The 18,301-nt window shown below is 45.4% G+C and carries 20 protein-coding genes; 17 read left to right on the top strand and 3 right to left on the bottom strand.

The genetic code is table 11. The annotated features are described in order from the left end of the window. Together rne and A3738_RS30155 are read right to left on the bottom strand one after the other, a co-directional pair. The coding region (gene rne, locus A3738_RS24585) for a ribonuclease E (protein WP_082890138.1) at nucleotides 1-2,451 on the bottom strand (2,451 nt) is incomplete at its 3' end. A gap of 286 nt (nucleotides 2,452-2,737) precedes the next feature. After that, entirely contained in the window at nucleotides 2,738-2,896 is a 159-nt protein-coding gene (locus A3738_RS30155) for a hypothetical protein (protein ID WP_156502214.1), read from the bottom strand. Nucleotides 2,897-3,112: 216 nt separating this feature from the next. On the opposite strand from A3738_RS30155, the gene A3738_RS24580 reads away from it, so the two are divergent. The 3 genes from A3738_RS24580 to A3738_RS24570 all read left to right on the top strand — a co-directional run bounded on the left by A3738_RS24580 (nucleotide 3,113) and on the right by A3738_RS24570 (nucleotide 5,837). Beyond that, a complete protein-coding gene (locus A3738_RS24580; protein WP_156504475.1) occupies nucleotides 3,113-4,111 on the top strand; it encodes an RluA family pseudouridine synthase in 999 nt (332 codons plus the stop codon). Beyond that, the gene (locus A3738_RS24575) at nucleotides 4,111-4,779 is read left to right on the top strand and encodes an HAD family hydrolase (protein WP_068481475.1); all 669 of its coding nucleotides are present in this window, start codon (nucleotides 4,111-4,113) and stop codon (nucleotides 4,777-4,779) included. Before A3738_RS24580 ends, A3738_RS24575 begins: the two co-directional genes overlap by 1 nt. A 74-nt stretch (nucleotides 4,780-4,853) precedes the next feature. Further along, nucleotides 4,854-5,837, top strand: a complete 984-nt coding sequence (locus tag A3738_RS24570) for a S49 family peptidase (protein WP_068481477.1) — start codon at nucleotides 4,854-4,856, stop codon at nucleotides 5,835-5,837. 43 nt (nucleotides 5,838-5,880) lie between these two features. On the opposite strand, the gene A3738_RS24565 is transcribed toward A3738_RS24570, so the two are convergent. Further along, on the bottom strand, nucleotides 5,881-6,474 hold the full coding sequence (locus tag A3738_RS24565; RefSeq protein WP_068481480.1) for a nucleoside triphosphate pyrophosphatase: 594 nt from the start codon (nucleotides 6,472-6,474) through the stop codon (nucleotides 5,881-5,883). A 150-nt stretch (nucleotides 6,475-6,624) separates the two neighbouring features. Between A3738_RS24565 and A3738_RS24560 the strand changes: the two genes are divergently transcribed. The 14 genes from A3738_RS24560 (at nucleotide 6,625) to A3738_RS24495 (ending at nucleotide 18,266) form a co-directional block, all read left to right on the top strand. After that, complete coding sequence (locus tag A3738_RS24560) at nucleotides 6,625-7,137, top strand: YceD family protein (protein WP_068481483.1); 513 nt, start codon at nucleotides 6,625-6,627, stop codon at nucleotides 7,135-7,137. 63 nt (nucleotides 7,138-7,200) lie between these two features. Then, entirely contained in the window at nucleotides 7,201-7,380 is a 180-nt protein-coding gene (gene rpmF / locus A3738_RS24555) for a 50S ribosomal protein L32 (RefSeq protein ID WP_068476088.1), read from the top strand. A gap of 18 nt (nucleotides 7,381-7,398) precedes the next feature. Next, nucleotides 7,399-8,424 carry a phosphate acyltransferase PlsX gene (gene plsX / locus A3738_RS24550; RefSeq protein WP_068476089.1) on the top strand — a complete coding sequence of 342 codons (1,026 nt, stop codon included), beginning with the start codon at nucleotides 7,399-7,401 and terminating at the stop codon, nucleotides 8,422-8,424. A 24-nt stretch (nucleotides 8,425-8,448) separates the two neighbouring features. Continuing rightward, nucleotides 8,449-9,390: an ACP S-malonyltransferase gene (fabD, locus tag A3738_RS24545; protein WP_068481486.1), complete on the top strand. Its 942-nt coding sequence runs from the start codon at nucleotides 8,449-8,451 to the stop codon at nucleotides 9,388-9,390. After that, complete coding sequence (gene fabG / locus A3738_RS24540) at nucleotides 9,391-10,149, top strand: 3-oxoacyl-ACP reductase FabG (protein WP_068481489.1); 759 nt, start codon at nucleotides 9,391-9,393, stop codon at nucleotides 10,147-10,149. Nucleotides 10,150-10,307: 158 nt separating this feature from the next. Then, a complete protein-coding gene (acpP, locus tag A3738_RS24535) occupies nucleotides 10,308-10,541 on the top strand; it encodes an acyl carrier protein (RefSeq protein ID WP_068479307.1) in 234 nt (77 codons plus the stop codon). A 133-nt stretch (nucleotides 10,542-10,674) separates the two neighbouring features. Further along, the gene (fabF, locus tag A3738_RS24530) at nucleotides 10,675-11,916 is read left to right on the top strand and encodes a beta-ketoacyl-ACP synthase II (RefSeq protein ID WP_068479310.1); all 1,242 of its coding nucleotides are present in this window, start codon (nucleotides 10,675-10,677) and stop codon (nucleotides 11,914-11,916) included. Between the two features lie 42 nt (nucleotides 11,917-11,958). Further along, a complete protein-coding gene (gene pabC, locus A3738_RS24525) occupies nucleotides 11,959-12,828 on the top strand; it encodes an aminodeoxychorismate lyase (RefSeq protein ID WP_068479312.1) in 870 nt (289 codons plus the stop codon). Next, nucleotides 12,815-13,876, top strand: a complete 1,062-nt coding sequence (gene mltG / locus A3738_RS24520) for an endolytic transglycosylase MltG (RefSeq protein WP_068481492.1) — start codon at nucleotides 12,815-12,817, stop codon at nucleotides 13,874-13,876. The genes pabC and mltG overlap by 14 nt, the downstream gene beginning before the upstream one ends. Before the next feature lie 55 nt (nucleotides 13,877-13,931). After that, nucleotides 13,932-14,552, top strand: coding sequence for a dTMP kinase (tmk, locus tag A3738_RS24515; protein ID WP_068481495.1), 621 nt, complete (start codon nucleotides 13,932-13,934; stop codon nucleotides 14,550-14,552). Further along, nucleotides 14,549-15,616, top strand: coding sequence for a low specificity L-threonine aldolase (locus A3738_RS24510; RefSeq protein WP_068481498.1), 1,068 nt, complete (start codon nucleotides 14,549-14,551; stop codon nucleotides 15,614-15,616). The genes tmk and A3738_RS24510 overlap by 4 nt, the downstream gene beginning before the upstream one ends. A 363-nt stretch (nucleotides 15,617-15,979) precedes the next feature. Further along, a complete protein-coding gene (locus A3738_RS24505; protein WP_156502665.1) occupies nucleotides 15,980-17,071 on the top strand; it encodes a tRNA-uridine aminocarboxypropyltransferase in 1,092 nt (363 codons plus the stop codon). 125 nt (nucleotides 17,072-17,196) lie between these two features. Next, on the top strand, nucleotides 17,197-17,553 hold the full coding sequence (locus A3738_RS24500; protein WP_068477609.1) for a CidA/LrgA family protein: 357 nt from the start codon (nucleotides 17,197-17,199) through the stop codon (nucleotides 17,551-17,553). After that, nucleotides 17,553-18,266, top strand: a complete 714-nt coding sequence (locus tag A3738_RS24495; protein ID WP_068481504.1) for an LrgB family protein — start codon at nucleotides 17,553-17,555, stop codon at nucleotides 18,264-18,266. The genes A3738_RS24500 and A3738_RS24495 overlap by 1 nt, the downstream gene beginning before the upstream one ends. Nucleotides 18,267-18,301 lie beyond the last annotated feature (35 nt).

Genomic DNA, 18,301 nt, shown 5'->3' with positions numbered 1-18,301 from the left:
ATTCGGTGTTGCACTTTCAGGCTCCGACGCTGCTTTTTCTGCTGGCTTTTCAGCGCTAGTTGCTTTTGCGTTAGCCGTTGCTTTTTCTGTCGAATCAGCAGTTGGCTGAGTGACTTTCTCAGCAGGCGCTGCTGTTTTGGCAACTGGTTCTGCTGCCGGAGCTTTTTCAGTAGCAGGCGTTTCAGTGCTTGCAGCTTCAGTTGCCGTCGTGTTTTCCGCTTTAGGTGCATTACGACGACGGTTGCGGCGACGATTGTTTGAGCGTGGCGCTTTCTCTTGCGTCGCGTTCGAGTCGTTTTGTGCTGCGTCCGTTGCTGCAACAGGTGCTTCTTGAGCATCCGTTGTCGCTTTTTCTGCTTCCGCTTTTGCTGGCGCTACTTTTGCCAACTCTTCATCAGAGATAGGCTCAGGGCGTGGCTTCTCGCGATACTTCTGATTGTTAGAACCTGCATTGCGTTGACGACGTGGTCGCTTGTTGGCGCTATCTGTATTGTCGTTTTGCTTGCTTTGATTCTGTTTATTGCGCGGCGCGTTTTGCTCTTTTTCAGCCGTATTTCGATCATTTGAACGCGCTTTATCATTGTTGCGCTTGTTATTGCGCTGACCTTGGCGTTCATCATTGCGCTCCCGTTTGTTATTACGGTTTTGCTGATTATTACGGTCATCACCACGCTTAGTGCGTTTAGCATTCGTTTGTCGATTACTGTTTTGGCGACGTTGGTTGTTGTTGCGATTTTTAGGAGAAGGTTTCTCTTCTTCTTTCTCGCTTTCTTCAGAGCTAAACATTGCAGAGAGCTTGCTAGCAATCTTTGCAAACAAACCGCCTTCGTTCGAAGAAGTTGGAGCTGGAGGACGAGGCGTAATCGTCTTCACTGCGGCTTCTTCTTTAACTGTTTCACGTGGTTGTGCAGCGGTGCTTTGCTCTTCTTCGTTTTGGCTAACTTCAAGTGTATAGCTTGGTGTGTCCTCAAGGTTTGCGTAATCATCTTCACGCAAACGTGTCACTTCGAAGTGAGGTGTTTCTAGATGATCTTTAGGAACAATAATGACATCAACGTTTTGCTTACTTTCAATCTCAACGATTTGCTTACGCTTCTCATTCAGAAGGAAGGTTGCAACGCTAACTGGGACGATTGCTTGTATCGCACCAGTTTTTTCTTTTGCACTTTCTTCGTAGATCAAACGCATGATCGATAGTGCAAGAGATTCAATGTCACGAATGGTGCCTTGTCCGTTACAACGAGGGCAAGTTTCTGAACGTGTTTCGCCGAGTGAAGGACGCAAGCGTTGGCGAGACATTTCTAGCAGGCCAAAGCGAGAGATCTTTCCGACCTGAACACGTGCGCGATCTAACTCAAGTGCGTCACGCATACGGTTCTCAACTTCGCGTTGGTTTTTGCTAGGGCCCATGTCGATGAAGTCAATAACAATCAAACCGCCCATATCACGTAAGCGAAGTTGGCGTGCTATTTCATCAGCGGCTTCAAGGTTTGTTTGAAGTGCTGTTTCTTCAATGTCGCTGCCTTTTGTTGCACGCGCCGAGTTGATATCAATCGAGACAAGTGCCTCTGTTGGGTCGATAACAATAGAACCGCCAGACGGCAATTTTACTTCACGTTGGAATGCTGTTTCGATTTGCGCTTCGATTTGATAGCGGCTGAATAATGGGATCTCGTCTTGGTAGAGTTTGATCTTGTTTTCATAAGCCGGCATTACAGCGCGAACGAAATTCAATACATCTTCAAATACTGCAGGTGCGTCGACCAATACCTCGCCGATATCTTGGCGCAGATAGTCTCGAATAGCGCGAATGATTACGTTGCTTTCTTGGTAGATTAAGAAAGGAGCGGGGCGGCTCTCAGACGCAGTCTTAATGGAATCCCAAAATTGAACAAGGTAGTCAAGGTCCCATTGTAGTTCTTCAGTACTTCGACCAACGCCTGCAGTGCGAACAATAACGCCCATGCTGTTAGGCATGTTTAAGCCAGACATTGCTTCTTTTAGCTGTGCGCGATCTGGCCCTTCAATTCGGCGAGAAATGCCGCCGGCTCTTGCGTTGTTTGGCATGAGTACCAAGTAACGACCAGCTAGGCTGATAAACGTAGTGAGTGCAGCACCCTTGTTACCGCGTTCTTCCTTTTCAACCTGTACGATTACTTCTTGGCCTTCGCTGATCGCATCTTTGATGTTAACGCGGCCTTTGCCAGCGCTTGGCTTGAAGTATTCTTTTGAAATTTCTTTAAGAGGAAGGAAGCCGTGTCGCTCGGCACCGAAATCGACGAAAGCAGCTTCTAGGCTAGGTTCAACACGGGTTACTTTGCCTTTATAAATGTTTGCTTTCTTTTGCTCGCGAGAGCCGGCTTCAATGTCTAGGTCGTAGAGTTTTTGCCCGTCAACGAGGGCTACACGCAACTCTTCGCTTTGAGTCGCGTTGATTAACATTCTTTTCATGAACAACGTCCAATATGGCGCTGTATACAGGAAGGGCAGAAAGATCGAGGGTTAGAATACCTACAACTGTGGCGTTAAAACGAGCATGCAAACACTAAACTCCAGGTTTTATAGCTGCTCTGTTGAACTAACATCTCATTGTAAACAGCAGGTCTTATGGTCTCTTTACAACGCAAGTCTTGTGAACTCACGGTGTCGGCCTGTGTCGTGATCATGCTTTGAATGGCTTACGAAGGCCTCTTTAAGCATCATCTAAAGATCTTTTGCGCTACGCTGTACAGCGTATTTATCCAATCATTTGTTTTGCAAACTGCGTAAAAACAAATGTTCCTTTGGGTGTTTCTCTTTTCATACCGTGAGCACAGTGAGCGCTATGCGATAGGCAGGCTTCAAGGCTTCGAACGATATGTATTACCAATGCATCACCATCATTCAACTTTGCCAACGCTTTTCTCATTGCTGTTTTTTTGCAACAAGTGCAAAGCGGCTATACTCTTTTTTCCTGCAGATTCTAGTGAAGAATGTGCGTATTTTACGGGGCTAAAGCTGTATGATTGCGGAAACGAAAATGTCGTTTCAAGCACCTTTGGATTTAAAAGGGGCCGACGCGGAAGCGAATATAGCAGTAATTGGTAGGTCGGGCAACGACTTAGAGGTGTAGGTGGCAGATCAAAAAGTAAAAGCTCAAAAACCTGAAGGACAAAAGAAGCCTTTGGGGCATGGTGTGCAATTAGTCACCATTACTGAGAAGAACGAAACTCAGCGGATCGACAATTTTTTATTGAGTGCGTGCAAGGGTGTGCCGAAGTCAAAAATTTATCGCGTGATTCGTAAAGGTGATGTGCGCATAAATAAAAAAAGATGTAAGCCAGAAACGAAGCTACAGCTCGGTGATATTGTTCGCGTTCCTCCTATGCACACAACGAACAGCGTTAACGGACAAGTTAAGGTTAGCGATTCTTTGTCTCAAGCGCTTAAAGATTCAGTTCTCTATGAAGACGATCAGCTTTTAGTGATCAATAAACCTTCTGGCTTGGCTGTTCATGGCGGAAGTGGTGTGAACTTGGGTTTGATAGAGGCTTTGCGTACAAAATACCCCGAACATCAGTTTCTTGAGCTAGTTCATCGATTAGATCGAGATACCTCTGGTGCTGTTCTGATTGCTAAGAGTCGTCCTGCCTTAAAAGCACTTCATGCGCAATTTAGAGATGATACGGTGAACAAGATTTACCATTTAGCGGTATTCGGTAAATGGCCAAAGTACAAAGTGATGGTGGATGCTCCGCTTCGTAAGAATGAGCTCAAATCTGGCGAGCGTATGGTGGTGGTGAGTGCTGACGGAAAACCGAGCCAAACGAAGTTTTCGATTCTGAATCGTTCGGATAAGTTTACCTTGGTTGAAGCAAAGCCGATTACTGGGCGTACGCACCAAATTCGCGTCCATGCCGCGTTTTCTAAACATCCAATTGTGGGGGATGTTAAGTATATTCAGAACTTGGTCGAAGATCAGGGCGGAATGGAGAAGGCGCGTTTGATGCTTCATGCGCGGGCCATAGAATTTGACTTGCCAATAAAGGGAGGCAAAACGCAACGCATGCGACTTGAAGCTGAATATGACGAGCGCTACATGCAAGCTCTTGAGAAAATGGAGTTACTTTAGTGCGATATTCAACGATTGTGTTCGATTGGGATGGAACCTTGGTAGATTCGGAGCGTCATATCGTTTCCTGCATCGCTGAATCTGCACAAGTGTGCGACCTGCCTGAGCTCAGCTACGCCCGCATGAAGAGTATCATCGGTCTCGGTATGAAAGAGGCTTTGTTTGAACTTTATCCCAATATTACTGAGGATCAGATTCAGACGTTGAGGGCGCACTATTCTAAGCAATTCCATAAGAATGAAGGTGCAGAGTTATCGTTGTTTCCAGACGTATTCGACGTGCTTAAAGAGCTAAAAGATCGAGGCTTTGTTTTAGCTGTAGCGACAGGTAAGAGTCGACGCGGTCTTGATATGGCGAAGGAGCAGAGTGGGCTAGGACAGTTTTTTGATATTGAACGGTGCGCGGATGAAACGCGATCGAAGCCGCACCCGCAAATGCTTATCGAGATTTCTGACCATTTGAAGGTGCCGCGAGATCAAATGTTGATGGTTGGTGATACGACCTTTGATATGGAAATGGCGCAGAAGGCACAGATGCCTAGTGTCGGCGTAAGCTACGGTGTGCATGCGGTGAAGAGCTTACGGCAATATAATCCGAAGCGCATTGTTGATGCGATGCCTGAGCTGCTAGCATGGCTCGTCGAATCACATGACGATATAAAGCTCTAGATTTTTTATCATGGGCGTTCTCAAGTCGATCGTTGATTAGTAATTTTGATAAAACAATAAACTAGGAGTTCCTTTTGGAAAACTCAGATAACGTAAAGGCAGTCCCTCAGCCAACTAGTTCCAACTCTAAAGAATGGAAGTTAATTGAAAAAACGGTAGCTACTTTAGGGGTTGAGCAGCGACGTACTCGTCGTTGGGGTATTTTCTTTAAGTTGCTGACCTTCGCTTACTTATTCATTTTGCTTGGCATGATGGCAAATGGTTTAAGTCCAAGCGGTATGCAGGTTGACTCCGAAAATTACACTGCCTTGATTGATGTGCGAGGAGTGATTGCAGATCAAGAAGATGCTAGTGCTGATGTGATCGTGACAGGTTTACGCTCTGCATTTGAGGCAGAAGGGGCTAAAGCGGTCATTTTGAGAATTAACAGCCCGGGCGGAAGTCCAGTTCAGTCTGGCTACGTCTATGATGAAATCAAGCGGTTGCGCGGCTTGTATCCTGAGAAAAAACTCTATGCAGTGATTACCGATTTGGGAGCCTCTGGCGCTTATTACATGGCAGCGGCTGCTGACGAAATTTATGCAGATAAAGCAAGCTTAGTTGGGTCTATTGGTGTAACAGCAGCAGGTTTTGGCTTTGTTGACCTGATTGATGAATATGGCGTTGAGCGTCGCACTTATACCTCTGGTGAGCACAAAGCATTTCTGGACCCGTTTAGTGAAGAGGATCCAGAAGAGGTGGCATTCTGGAAAACTGTATTAACTAGTACGCATCAGCAATTCATTGATAAGGTGAAAGAAGGGCGTGGTGATCGTTTGGTAGAAAACGATAAGTTATTTAGTGGATTGATCTGGAATGGGGAGCAAGCTCTTGAGTTGGGCTTGATTGACGGATTAGGTAGTTCTGGTTACGTGGCGCGCGAGCTTGTCGGTGCTGAAGATATTGTTGACTTCTCATTGCAGCCAGACCCACTCCAGCAATTTACAGAGTCCTTGGGTGTATCCATCGGCGGAGCGATCAGTTCAGTATTAGGTTTGAATACCATGCAGCTTCGTTAGATTTTTTAAAAAGCTATATAAGGCAGCTAATTAGCTGCCTTTTTTATGGGAGCATAATACCGAAGCGCTTAAGTATGTGGCATAGCTCTATTAATGGGAGGCCTATCAGAGCATTTGGGTCTTTTGTCTCAATCGCCTCAAACAACGTAACGCCTAAACCTTCGACCTTGAATCCGCCCGCACAATCATAAGATGGCTCTTTTTGCACATAGCTTTCAATTTGGGCGGATGTTAAAGGCTTAAATTTCACGCGCGTTAGATCGCAAGTGGTTTCTTCCTGCATTGTTTCGGTGTTAACGACCGAAAGAGCAGTAAAAAACGAAACCTCTTTGCCTGAGCAGAAGGCGAGTTGCTCGCAGTTCTTTTTGAAAGAACCTGGTTTATGAAGATATACTCCGTCGCAATAAGCTACCTGATCGCTACCGATAACAATGCTTTTGATTGGTGATGAGAGTGATGCCACCACATTATGCGCTTTTAGTGATGCGAGCTTTAGAGCTAAGTCTTTTGGAGAGTTGGCCGAAATAGATCTTTCATCGATCTCAGGAGCAATGCATTCAACATGAGAAAACAGCTTTTCTAATAGAGTTTTGCGGTATTTGCTAGATGAGCCAAGAATTATGCGATGGGTAGTCATTTAGTTTTCTTGAAATAGTTCGAATTGGCGCTAGTGTTTCATATTCCAAACTGATGCTGAAGCCTCAGTTGTGCACTGCTTTGAACGATTGTTAAAAAAATGTTGTTTTCTTTTGACAAGTACGGGTCTCGCCAATAGAATTGCGCGCTTATGTCGGATCACTCACTCCCAAAGACTGTCGATCCCCTTAAATACGCTGACCAAAACAAGGTTTTGCAGGGGAAAATTGCAGTGCAATGCATGCCTCGTTTGGCAGATATTGTGCTAAGTACTGAAGGGGATGTAGAAGTAATGCTTGAGTTTGATCGCGATGAGCAACATCTTAGAGTTCTCAAAGGGCACCTGAAAGCGGAATTAGCTTTGACCTGCGAGCGTTGCTTAGAAGCGGTTAACAAGGTAGTAGAGTCAGACTTTCAGCTTGGTATTGTCTTATCAGATGAGCAAGCTAAGAACCTACCTGGATACTACGAGCCGCTTTTGGTCGAGCCGGAAGTTATGCCGGTTTATGATGTGGTCGAAGAGGAATTGATCCTCAGTTTGCCGATGTTTTCCTATCATGATGATTGTAAAGCAGAGCAGTTTGGGGAAGAGCAAGAAATCGAAGAAGCACCGGAAAAAGAAAATCCTTTTGCTGTGTTATCTGAATTGAAGCTCATAAAATAGTTTATGATTTGCGCGCATTTATAGATTGCGCCACATGAGAAAGACACCTTTCGGGAGAAACGTATGGCTGTTCAACAAAATCGCAAAACTCGCTCTAAGCGTGGCATGCGCCGTTCACACGACGCGCTAACTGGTGCAACTCTTTCAGTTGACTCAACTACTGGTGAAACGCACCGTCGTCACCACGTAACTGCAGACGGTTTTTACCGTGGTAAGCAAGTTATCGAGAAAGCAGACGACTAAGCGAATTATTCGCACGCTATGACAGGAAACCTGCGCATCGCTGTTGATGCGATGAGTTGTGATCATGGCGCACAAGTGGCGGTTAATGCGTCACTTTCGTTCTTAGAACGAAACAAAACCTCTGACATTGTTTTGGTTGGTAATCAAAGCGAGTTGGAGGTTTTTTTGTTTCAGCACCCGCTCTATTCCTCATTAAAACATCGTCTTGAAATAAGCCCAGCTAACTCTGTTGTTCTTATGGATGACAAGCCCTCAGTGGTGTTGCGTCGAAAGCAAGATAGCTCAATGGCTGAAGCACTAAAGATGGCGCGTGATGGCTCAGTATCAGCAGTGGTCAGTGGTGGAAATACCGGAGCCTTGATGGCTTTAGGGCGCTCCATTTTAGGGACCTTTCATGGTGTTGATCGCCCAGCTATCACAAAGCTATTTCCGTCTCAAAATGGTGGAACCTTAGTTCTTGATCTTGGTGCAAATGTAGATAGCTCAGCTGAGCAGCTTATGCAATTTGCCTTAATGGGCCAGATACTTGCGCAAGTGATTAAAGAGAAAGAACAGGCGGACGTTGCGCTTCTTAATGTTGGTGATGAAAATATTAAGGGCAACGAGTTAGTTCGTTTGGCGGATTCTCTTATCAGAGAAGCGCCAGAAATTAACTATATTGGTTTTGCTGAGGGCGGCGATATTTTTCGAGGTAAAGCTGACGTTCTTGTTTGCGATGGTTTTGTTGGGAATATTGCACTAAAAAGCGCCGAGGGTGCGGCAAATATTATCCTTGATGGGGTGAAGGCCTTTTTTGAACGTTCATGGTTTACGCGCTTGTTAGCGAAGTTGTTGGCGCCACATATGGCTAGTGCGCTGAAACAGCTTGATCCCGATACGCACAACGGAGCAATGTTTTTAGGATTAAATGGCGTTGTGGTGAAAAGCCACGGCAACGCAAAGGTAGAAGCGTTTGTGCATGCAATTGAGCTTGCGGATCGCGAAGCACGCTCTAATCTACCTGAAAAAATTAACAAAGCACTAGAGTTCATCGCTTTCGACTAATTTGCGGTGATATAAGGAGGTTTTATGTCGTTGGTATTTATGTTCCCCGGTCAAGGATCGCAAAGTGTGGGCATGATGGCTGATTTGTTAGCATCATCAGAGAAGGCAAATCAGGTGTTTGCTGAAGCTTCTGACGCGATTGGTATCGATTTAAGAAAATTGGCGCTAGAAGGTCCTGAAGAGAGAATTAATCAAACAGAGATTACGCAGCCATTGATTCTCACCGCTAGTATCGCAGTATGGGAAGAGTGGTGTGCTCAAACAACGATTCGACCGGACTTTATGTGTGGCCATAGCCTCGGTGAGTACACCGCGCTCGTTGCCTCTGGCGCTATTTCATTGTCTGATGCCGTTAAACTTGTTCATTTGCGTGGCCAGCTTATGCAGCAGGCAGTTCCTCTGGGCCAAGGTGCGATGGCAGCTTTGCTTGGTTTGGATGATGAGACTGTTATTAAAGTATGTGAAGAGGCATCTAGTGTAGGTGTTGTATCAGCAGCTAATTTTAATTCGCCGGGTCAGGTAGTGATCGCGGGTGCGAATGATGCGCTTGAAAAAGCGATTGAGTTGGCTAGAGAAGCAGGTGCGCGCCGCGCAGCAATGCTGCCTGTGAGCGTGCCTTGTCATTGCGCTTTACTTGAGCCTGCGGGTGAAAAACTTGCAGAAGCCATCAATGCCATTTCGTTTAGCGAGCCGCAGGTTCCGATTGTTCAAAATTATACTGCGACCGTAGCAGAGTCTATTGAAGACTTGAAAGCGAATCTATTGCCTCACTTGTCTAAAGCTGTGCAGTGGACTAAATCAGTACGTTACTTGGCTGATCAGGGCGCAACGCAGTTTGTTGAATGTGGGCCAGGCAAAGTCCTTGCAGGTTTGACGCGTCGCGTCGACAAGTCACTAGAAAATTTCGCAATTTCAGATGGGCAGGGCATCACCTCAACGATTGCATCGCTCAGTGAGGAAGCGTAAATGAGTTTAAAGAAATCAAATGAGCGAAAGGTAGCTTTAGTAACTGGTGCAAGTCGCGGCATTGGTCAGGCGATCGCCAAGGCTTTAGCTTCTGATGAAAATATAACTGTTATTGGAACGGCTACCTCTGAAGCCGGCGCGTCTTCTATCTCTCATTATTTTGCCAAATGGGGTTTAGATGGTGATGGGATTGTTATGGATGTGAGCGACCCCGACTCGGTGAGCGATGGCATTGCAATGGTAACTTCAGCTTATGGAGCACCTTCTATCTTGGTAAACAATGCTGGCATTACCAAAGATGGTCTTATGCTTCGTATGAAAGAAGATGACTGGCAATCAGTGATTCAAACTAATTTGAGCTCTGTGTACCGCACATCGAAAGCAGTATTGAAGGGAATGACGAAGGCTCGCTGGGGGCGCATCATTAACGTGAGCTCTGTCGTTGCACAAATGGGTAACCCGGGGCAGGCAAATTATTGTGCTTCTAAAGCTGGGATTGAAGGTTTTACACGTTCGCTCGCGTCTGAAATCGGTAGTCGTGGCATCACGGTAAATTCAGTTGCGCCAGGTTATATTCAGACCGACATGACTGACGATTTGAGTGAAGAGAACAAGGACTTAATGTTGTCCAAAATTCCTGTGAATCGTCTTGGTAGTTCTGCGGAAGTTGCTTCAGCGGTCGCCTTTTTAGCTTCACCGAATGCATCGTATATCACAGGCCAAACCTTGCATGTGAATGGCGGAATGTATATGTCTTAAAGGCCTGATTGGAACTTGTTTCAGGGCATTGATTCAACTAGACTAACACGCAACATTACCTGACACGTGCAACTAGGGCGTAAGCAGGGAGCGTGCAGACCAGCATCAATCAAAACATAAAGCTGGTTAGCACTCCGATATAATGAAGAGAGGAAACTATGAGCACTGTAGAAGAGCGTGTAAAAAAGATTGTTTGTGAACAACTAGGTGTTAAAGAGTCTGAAGTACAAAATACTTCGTCTTTTGTTGATGACCTTGGTGCAGACTCTCTTGATACCGTAGAGTTAGTAATGGCGCTTGAAGAAGAGTTCGAAACTGAAATTCCTGATGAGGAAGCAGAAAAGCTTTCTACAGTTCAAGAAGCAATCGACTACATTATTGCTAATCAATAAGACTCGATTTGCTCTAGCAAACCGTCCATGGCGATAATGCTTTGGGCGGTTTTTTGGTTATTAAGTAAGTGTTTTTGTTATAGCTGCTGTTGGTCTTAATGCTGAGCTATAAAATCATAGGATGGAGATACCCATGTCAAAACGTCGCGTTGCTGTCACAGGTTTAGGTGCGTTAACCCCGCTCGGGAATACGGTTGCCGAAACTTGGGACAAACTAATAGCGGGAGAAAGTGGCATCGGTTTGATTGAGCGCTTTGACACGACAGATTTACCTGTAAAAATCGGTGGTGAAATCAAAGATTTCGATTTGTCAGAATACATTGATCGAAAAGAAGCGCGACGTATGGATGCGTTTATGCACTATGGCATGGTTGCTTGTATGCAGGCTGTGCAGGATGCAGAGCTCGAGTCCTTATCTGAAGAACAACTAAAACGGACAGGCGTTGCGGTAGGGTCTGGCATTGGCGGTATCGAAACGATCGAATGTACACGAGATACCTTCCATAAGTCTGGCTCTCGACGCGTATCACCATTCTTTGTGCCTAGTGCAATCATCAATATGATCTCTGGCAACGTTGCCATTAAGTATGGTTTTAAAGGTCCTAACATTGCGGTTGTGACGGCTTGTACGACAGGTACACACAATATTGGTTACGCTGCGCGAACCATCGCTTATGGCGATGCAGACGTGATGTTAGCAGGCGGAGCGGAGATGGCTACAACGCCAGTTGCAATCTCGGGCTTCGCTAACGCAAAAGCGCTTTCATCGCGTAACGACGAACCAACAAAAGCATCACGACCTTGGGATAAAGGACGAGATGGCTTTGTGTTATCAGATGGTGCGGCTTGTGTTGTGCTTGAAGAATATGAACACGCGAAAGCGCGTGGTGCGAAGATTTATGCTGAAGTGATTGGCTTCGGTATGAGCGATGACGCATTTCATATGACAGCGCCTTCTGAAGATGGCGAAGGTGCATTGACCTCAATGCAAAATGCCTTGAATGATGCAGGCATACCAGCCAGTGAACTTGATTACATCAATGCGCATGGTACTTCGACTCCCCTGGGTGATTTAGCGGAAGCGCAGGCAATTCAGAAATTAGTCGGCGATACCAATGAGAAGCTCTTAGTAAGCTCTACAAAGTCATCGACTGGCCATCTACTCGGTGCAGCTGGTGCGATTGAAGCGATCTTCAGTGTGCTTGCGATTCGTGACAATATTGCACCACCAACTATTAACGTTGAAGATAAAGAAGAAGCTGTCACGTTAGATATTGTGCCTAATCAAGCCCGCGAAGCAGAAATTAATACTGTGTTGAGTAACTCATTTGGTTTTGGTGGCACGAACGGCACCTTGATCTTTAAAGCTGTATAAGCGTTTATCTTTAGAAAACAACAATAAATTCAGAGGTTCTCAATGGGGGCGCTCCTGTATTCCTCGCTTGAGGAAGAATCTACATCTCCGCTTAGTTTGAGTAACCGCGGTCTCGCGTATGGCGATGGTATCTTCGAAACCATTCGTGTTGTTCAAGCTAAAGTGCCGTTACTAGATTACCATCGCGCCCGATTTCTCCGTGGTGTTGAGGTACTCTCTCTTGGTTCTAGTCTGGAGCTACTAGAAGCTTTTGATGATCAGCTAGAGAACGCCGTTCGTCAGCTACAATTGCACGGTCATGAGAACGGTCTGGTTAAACTCATCGCTACACGCAAAGAAGGTGGGCGTGGCTATGCGCCTATAAAGCCGAGTTCCGTTGATCTATTTATCCAAGTATTTGAATTACCTCACTACCAAGAATCTTATTATTCATCGGGGATTGAGCTTGCCTTGTGTTCGCATCGCTTGAGTGAGCAACCTATGTTGGCAGGTATCAAGCATCTGAATCGACTTGATCAGGTCATGGGGGCTCGCGAGTTAAACGGCGCGCCGGAAGGTGTCATGCTTGATCAAAAGAATCACGTTATTGAAGGCACCAAATCAAACTTAATCGCTTTGATTGATGGAACGTTTTACACGCCAGAACTGAGTGTTTGTGGAATTCGCGGTACCTTATTAAGTGCTTTGCTAGCAGGCGAGCTTGAGGAGTTCGATGGCTCTTTCACGATACAGGAGCGACAAATGACATTGGATGATCTGCATCAGGCAGATGCCTTACTCATGATCAACAGTGTATTTGGTGTATGGCCTGTTAGCCAGTTTCAGCAATCAAAATATGCGCCTTCTACACAAGTAAATAAGATGATGTCAACAGTAAAACAGCGCTTTGGTTTTGATTATGAAGTGGCTTAAATTTTTTCTCGGCTCAGTTGTTCTTTTCGCATTGCTTGGTGCGTTAGCAGTCCTTTCTTATCTGCGTTATCTCGAAAAGCCCTTACCAATCACAGAGCCTTTTGTATACGAACTTAAAAAAGGAAGCTCGTCCAACCGAGTGATTAATGATTTCCATAAATTGGGAATTATTGAATATGAAGAAGTGGCCAAGATATACGTTCGCCATAAAAATCTTAGTCCGAAACTCAAAGCCGGCGAGTTTGAAATTCAACGCGATATGACGCTGGTTGAGCTGTTTGCCTTGCTTACATCAAATCAGTATGTCAGCTATAAAGTCGTTTTAATTGAAGGATCTACATTCAAAGAAGCGCGTGCAGTGCTTGAATCAGATTCTCGCTTGCAACATGTGTTGGTAGGTTTGAGTGACAAAGAGGTACTGCAAAAACTCACAGGAAATAAATCAAGCGATCTTCCGCAAAAAGGCGATTTTGTTTTCACGCATCCCGAAGGGGCGATTTATCCGGATACTTACTTTTTCCACAAAGGTGAGAGCGATCTTTCCATTTTAAAGCGCGCGCATCAGCGCTTACTCAAAGTGCTAGACGAAGAATGGTCGAAGCGACAATCTAAACTGCCATTAGCAACGCCATATGAAGCTTTGATTCTCGCTTCAATAGTTGAAAAAGAAACCGGTAAGCCTAGCGAGCGTGAAGAAATTGCTGGTGTGTTCGTACGTCGGTTGAATAAAAAAATGAGACTGCAAACAGACCCTACGGTGATCTATGGTCTGGGGGATCGTTACAAGGGCAATATTACCCGCAAACATCTAAAAGAGCTGACGCCTTACAATACTTATCGGATTAATGATTTGCCTCCGACGCCTATTGCCTTAGCGGGTCGCGAAGCGATTCACGCTGCGTTAAATCCAAAGGCTGGAAAGACTTTGTATTTTGTTGCCAAGGGGGACGGTTCGCACGTGTTTTCCGAAACGCTGGCACAGCATAATAAAGCGGTACGAGAATACCAATTACGTCGACGAAGCGATTATAAGTCGATTTACAATTAGCTATGAGTAATAGGGGCAGTCATAAGCAGATTGGTCCCGACGAGAGAAAACGAGAATGCGTGGAAAGTTTATTACCGTCGAAGGCGGTGAGGGTGTTGGCAAGTCCAGCAATATTGAATTTATAGCGAATACATTGCGAGAAAAGGGTATCCATTGCATTGTTACCAGAGAACCGGGTGGAACGCCGCTAGCAGAAGAAATTCGTGAAGTCCTGATTGCACGCCGTGACGAGAAAGTTTGCCCAGATACCGAATTATTGTTGATGTTTGCTGCGCGTGCGCAACATCTTAACGAGAAGATCCTTCCTGCATTAGACGCGGGTACATGGGTTGTGTGTGATCGCTTCACCGATGCAACCTATGCCTACCAAAGTGGTGGGCGTGAATTACCGAGTGAAAAAGTTGCCAACCTCGAAAACTTTGTGCAAGGTGATCTGCGTCCAGATGTTACGCTATTGCTTGATGCGCCGATTGAAGTTGGTATGGCACGGGCAAGCAAACGTGCCGCGCTAGATCGTTTTGAAGAGGAAGAAATCGACTTCTTTAATCGTGTGCGTAATAACTATCTTGAACGTGCGAGCGAAGATCCTGAACGCTTCGTTATTCTTGATGCAAGCCAAACACTTGAAGAAGTACAATCTGATTTGGCACTTAAATTGAGTGAGTTGATTGAATGAATTTTGGAAGTGATAACCAAAGTGGAGCCTCAGAGCAGGTATTAAATGCCATTATTGCTGCAAATGCTGGTTCCAGCTCAAGCTATGGCACAGATGAGTGGACACACAAAGCCGAGCTGCTATTAGCCGAGATCTTTGAAACCGATCTTAAAGCCTACTTTGTTACCTCTGGAACGGCCGCCAACTGCCTTGCGCTATCCTGCCTCGTTCAGCCGTGGGATCAAATTGTCTGTCATGATCACGCACATATCTTGAATGATGAACTCACCGCTCCTGAAATGTATACCGGTGGCGCGCGTTTAACAGGTCTTGATATTGATCGTCCAAAACTAAGTCAGCAGGCATTGTTTGAGTACTTAACAACGTTTGAAGGGCATGAGCCTCATACTCCACAACCTCGCGCATTAAGTATCACGCAACTCAGCGAGAGCGGATGTGCCTACAGTTTGGAAGAAATTCAAGAGCTCACATCACTCGCTAAAAAGTATGATATGAATGTGCACATGGATGGCGCTCGTTTTGCCAACGCGCTTATCTCATTGAACTGCTCGCCTGCTGACATGACCTGGAAAGCCGGCGTCGATGTCTTGTGTTTGGGAGCAAGTAAAAACGGCGCGTTAGCGGCCGAAGCGGTTATCTTCTTCAATAAAAAACTTGCTAAAGACTTTGAATATCGACGTAAGCGAGCAGGGCATTTGCTTTCTAAAGGTCGATTATTGGGGGCGCAGTTTTGCGGTTGGCTTGAGCAAAATCATTGGCTCGATTTAGCGACACAGAGCAATGCGCAAGCACGCAAACTTGCTCAATCTATCCAGAGCAGTCGCTACTCTGAACTTGCTTGGCCAGAGCAGCAAGCAAACTTCGGAAACGAAGTCTTTGCGTTTATCGACAACGCTAAAATCAAGGAATTGCGAAACGCTAGCGCTGTGTTTTATGAATGGCCTAAGCGGTTTTTGCCAACTAAAGATCGTTCTGATGCAACGCTTGTGCGTCTTGTTGTCTCGTTTAATACCTCTGATAGTGAGCTCACTCAATTTGAGAATGTTCTTCATTCCTCTAAATAGAGAAAAAACCACAGCGGGTTCATAAGGTTTGAACCGGCGCTAGGTCTCTGACGTATCACTAACCTCACTATTACTATGTAAAGGGGTTGAAGCTTTGAGTCAGACACAACAAAATCAAACACCATCAAAGTCGCAAAATAATCAAAGCGTTAACGAAGCGAAGCGTTTGCCTTGCAGAGGTTGCACACCTTCTTGCTCAAATTATTCTAAATGCGATGGTAGACCATGGCGCATGGAACCAAGCGTTTAAATCTTGATAACTCGTCTTTCTTGAGAGAGCAGTCATTGTGTCAGGAAGCATCTTGAGCGAGTTGGCGTTACAATATGCTTTTGCATACAACGTTGCTTGCTTGAGAGCTAATTTTGAACTCACTCGAAGTCCTGTCTGAATGGGATAGTCTTCCCTCCAAATCTTTTACTAGAGAAAGCCATGTCGATGAGTTGGCGATTAGCTGTGACTGCTCAGGCTTGTTTAATCTTCTGTTGTCTCATCTTTCTATTACGCTTCCGTATCGACTTTCACGGCCCAAAGCAGTGCATTACTTTAATCTTCTGCAAGAGATTGGTTCAAACAAAATAAGTACGCTAAAGCCTGGACATTTGCTCGCATGGCGAAAAGATGTGTTGCCAAGTTCTGGAGATACTGGCCATGTGTTGATGCTGGAGAGCGAGCCAGTCCTATTGAGAGATAAGGTTTATTCAGTAAGTGTGTATGACGCGACTAAACGTTGTGATGGCGTATCGAAGCGAAGCATTGAACTGCACACGAATGAGCAAGGCGTGTTAATCGGAGCGAAGCTTCATCAAGATGAAAGCAAGGTAAAACGTATGCCTATCTATCACGCCAAGATCGAAGGCAGTCGTTACTGTTTTGGTTGCGCTTTGCCGCATAAGATGTGTATGTGTGGACACGTCGAAGCTAGCAAAGATCAAACCTCTGTCGTTATTTTTAGGCACCCAGAAGAGCGTAAAAAAACGATCTCTACGGTATCGTTAATCAAGCAGCGTTTTCCAAGCGTTTTAGTGAAAGATTCTGAGGTGTTTCCGGAGCCTCGTGCTAAAGAGCGTGAACAACAGGTGCTAATATTTCCTGGGGGCGACATTGTCGAGGCAGGCTTTGCTCAGTTAAATATGCAGGCAGAGGCTAAGAGTCTTGAACGTCAGTATATTCTCATTGATGCAACATGGCGTAAGGCGAAAAAGATACTACACCTCAATCCTTGGTTAGCAGAATTGCCAAGGGCCAGTTTGTCACTTGATAAATTGTCGAATTATTTGGTGAGAAAAGTACCATCGGAAGACGCGCTTTCAACGGTCGAGACATTTGCATCAGCGGTCGGGGATAGTGCCTTAACGACTTTGTTTGATCTGTTCATGCAAAAACAGATACAGATGATAGGTGCGGATTGTTATCGTCAGAATTACGCAGGTCATATCAATTACAGTGACGATTAAGCTGCATTGAATAACTTAGGCCTTTGTATGCCGGATATTCAGCAAACAGGCTTGAGCCGTGGATGATCTCCGTTATTATCTCGAGCTTGTGAATATTAATAATTAAAAGTTTTGGGCAGAAGAACATGGTGTTTGGCTTAGTTAGCCTGTGTCTTATTAGCGTGCTGGCCACATGGTTGGTCGATCAACTTAGTATTCCTATTCCGGGTGCGATTATTGGTTTGTTGATTGTGTTTGCTATATGTGTATTTCGTGGCAAGCCCGGCAAGTACCTAGAACGCTCTAGCCAAACCCTTACCCTGTATATCCCGCTGCTTATTCTGCCGTCTTGTATTGGCATCATGGATCACTGGCATTTAATCCAAAAAGAATGGCTGGCTATTCTGGTTGCCATCTGCGTCAGTGTACTGTTTACCTTGATTACAATGCCATGGCTATTCGCAAAGCTCGTTTCGAAAGATGAAAGAGAGCAGTCACTGTGATGGACTTTCTCTCAAATCTTGATGCTACTTCCTTACTAACAGATCTGGGGCTGATCTTGGCGACGCTGGCCACTTATTGGCTAGTGCGCAAAGCCTACGTGAAGTCGGGCTTACATCCGCTTTTACAACCCGTGTTAGCGGGTTCTGCTGTGATGATTTTGCTCTTAGTAGTGTTACAGATTTCCTATAAAGACTACTTTGCTTCGGTACAGATTATTCATTGGTTTTTAGCGCCCTCGATTGTGGCCTTGGCAGTGCCCTTGTTTTACGAAGCCAAGCATATGCGAAAGATTCTCGCCAAAATCAGCTTACTGGTGTTTGTGGGAGGGGTCGTCACTGTTGCCCTAGCTGTGGCAATTTTACTGCTCTTTTCAGCAAGCGATGAATCTGTTCTGGCAATGCTGACAAAATCCGTGACCACTGCTGTTGCGGTTTTAGTTTCAGAAGAAACAGGCGCGATTGCTTCCCTCGCTGCTGGGTTTGTGATGATTACTGGTGTCTTCGGCGCAGTCGTTGCACCCTATATATTTCAGAAGTTCTCTATCAAACGAGATGAAGAAAAAGGCCTCGCACTTGGTTTAAGTGCGCATGCGATTGGTACTGTCAAAGCCTTTGAAATTAGTCCGAAGTGTGGCGCGTATTCGATTCTCGCTATGATCGTCAACGCCATCTTCACCGCGATATTACTGCCGATCTGTTTTTGGTTGTTTTGATATCCGAAACTAAGGATCGGGAAGAAAATAAGTTT

It is taken from the genome of Oleiphilus sp. HI0066 (assembly GCF_001635725.1).
The sequence above is the reverse complement of the archived record's forward strand: the minus strand, read 5'-3'. Positions and strand labels throughout refer to the sequence as shown.

Coding starts and splice junctions, on each gene's coding strand:
- acpP (WP_068479307.1), top strand. CDS start 10,308: ATGAGCACTGTAGAAGAGCGTGTAAAAAAGATTGTTTGTGAACAACTA.
- fabD (WP_068481486.1), top strand. CDS start 8,449: ATGTCGTTGGTATTTATGTTCCCCGGTCAAGGATCGCAAAGTGTGGGC.
- mltG (WP_068481492.1), top strand. CDS start 12,815: ATGAAGTGGCTTAAATTTTTTCTCGGCTCAGTTGTTCTTTTCGCATTG.
- A3738_RS24565 (WP_068481480.1), bottom strand. CDS start 6,474: ATGACTACCCATCGCATAATTCTTGGCTCATCTAGCAAATACCGCAAA.
- A3738_RS24560 (WP_068481483.1), top strand. CDS start 6,625: ATGTCGGATCACTCACTCCCAAAGACTGTCGATCCCCTTAAATACGCT.
- tmk (WP_068481495.1), top strand. CDS start 13,932: ATGCGTGGAAAGTTTATTACCGTCGAAGGCGGTGAGGGTGTTGGCAAG.
- A3738_RS24495 (WP_068481504.1), top strand. CDS start 17,553: ATGGACTTTCTCTCAAATCTTGATGCTACTTCCTTACTAACAGATCTG.
- fabG (WP_068481489.1), top strand. CDS start 9,391: ATGAGTTTAAAGAAATCAAATGAGCGAAAGGTAGCTTTAGTAACTGGT.
- rpmF (WP_068476088.1), top strand. CDS start 7,201: ATGGCTGTTCAACAAAATCGCAAAACTCGCTCTAAGCGTGGCATGCGC.
- plsX (WP_068476089.1), top strand. CDS start 7,399: ATGACAGGAAACCTGCGCATCGCTGTTGATGCGATGAGTTGTGATCAT.
- A3738_RS24500 (WP_068477609.1), top strand. CDS start 17,197: ATGGTGTTTGGCTTAGTTAGCCTGTGTCTTATTAGCGTGCTGGCCACA.
- A3738_RS24510 (WP_068481498.1), top strand. CDS start 14,549: ATGAATTTTGGAAGTGATAACCAAAGTGGAGCCTCAGAGCAGGTATTA.
- pabC (WP_068479312.1), top strand. CDS start 11,959: ATGGGGGCGCTCCTGTATTCCTCGCTTGAGGAAGAATCTACATCTCCG.
- fabF (WP_068479310.1), top strand. CDS start 10,675: ATGTCAAAACGTCGCGTTGCTGTCACAGGTTTAGGTGCGTTAACCCCG.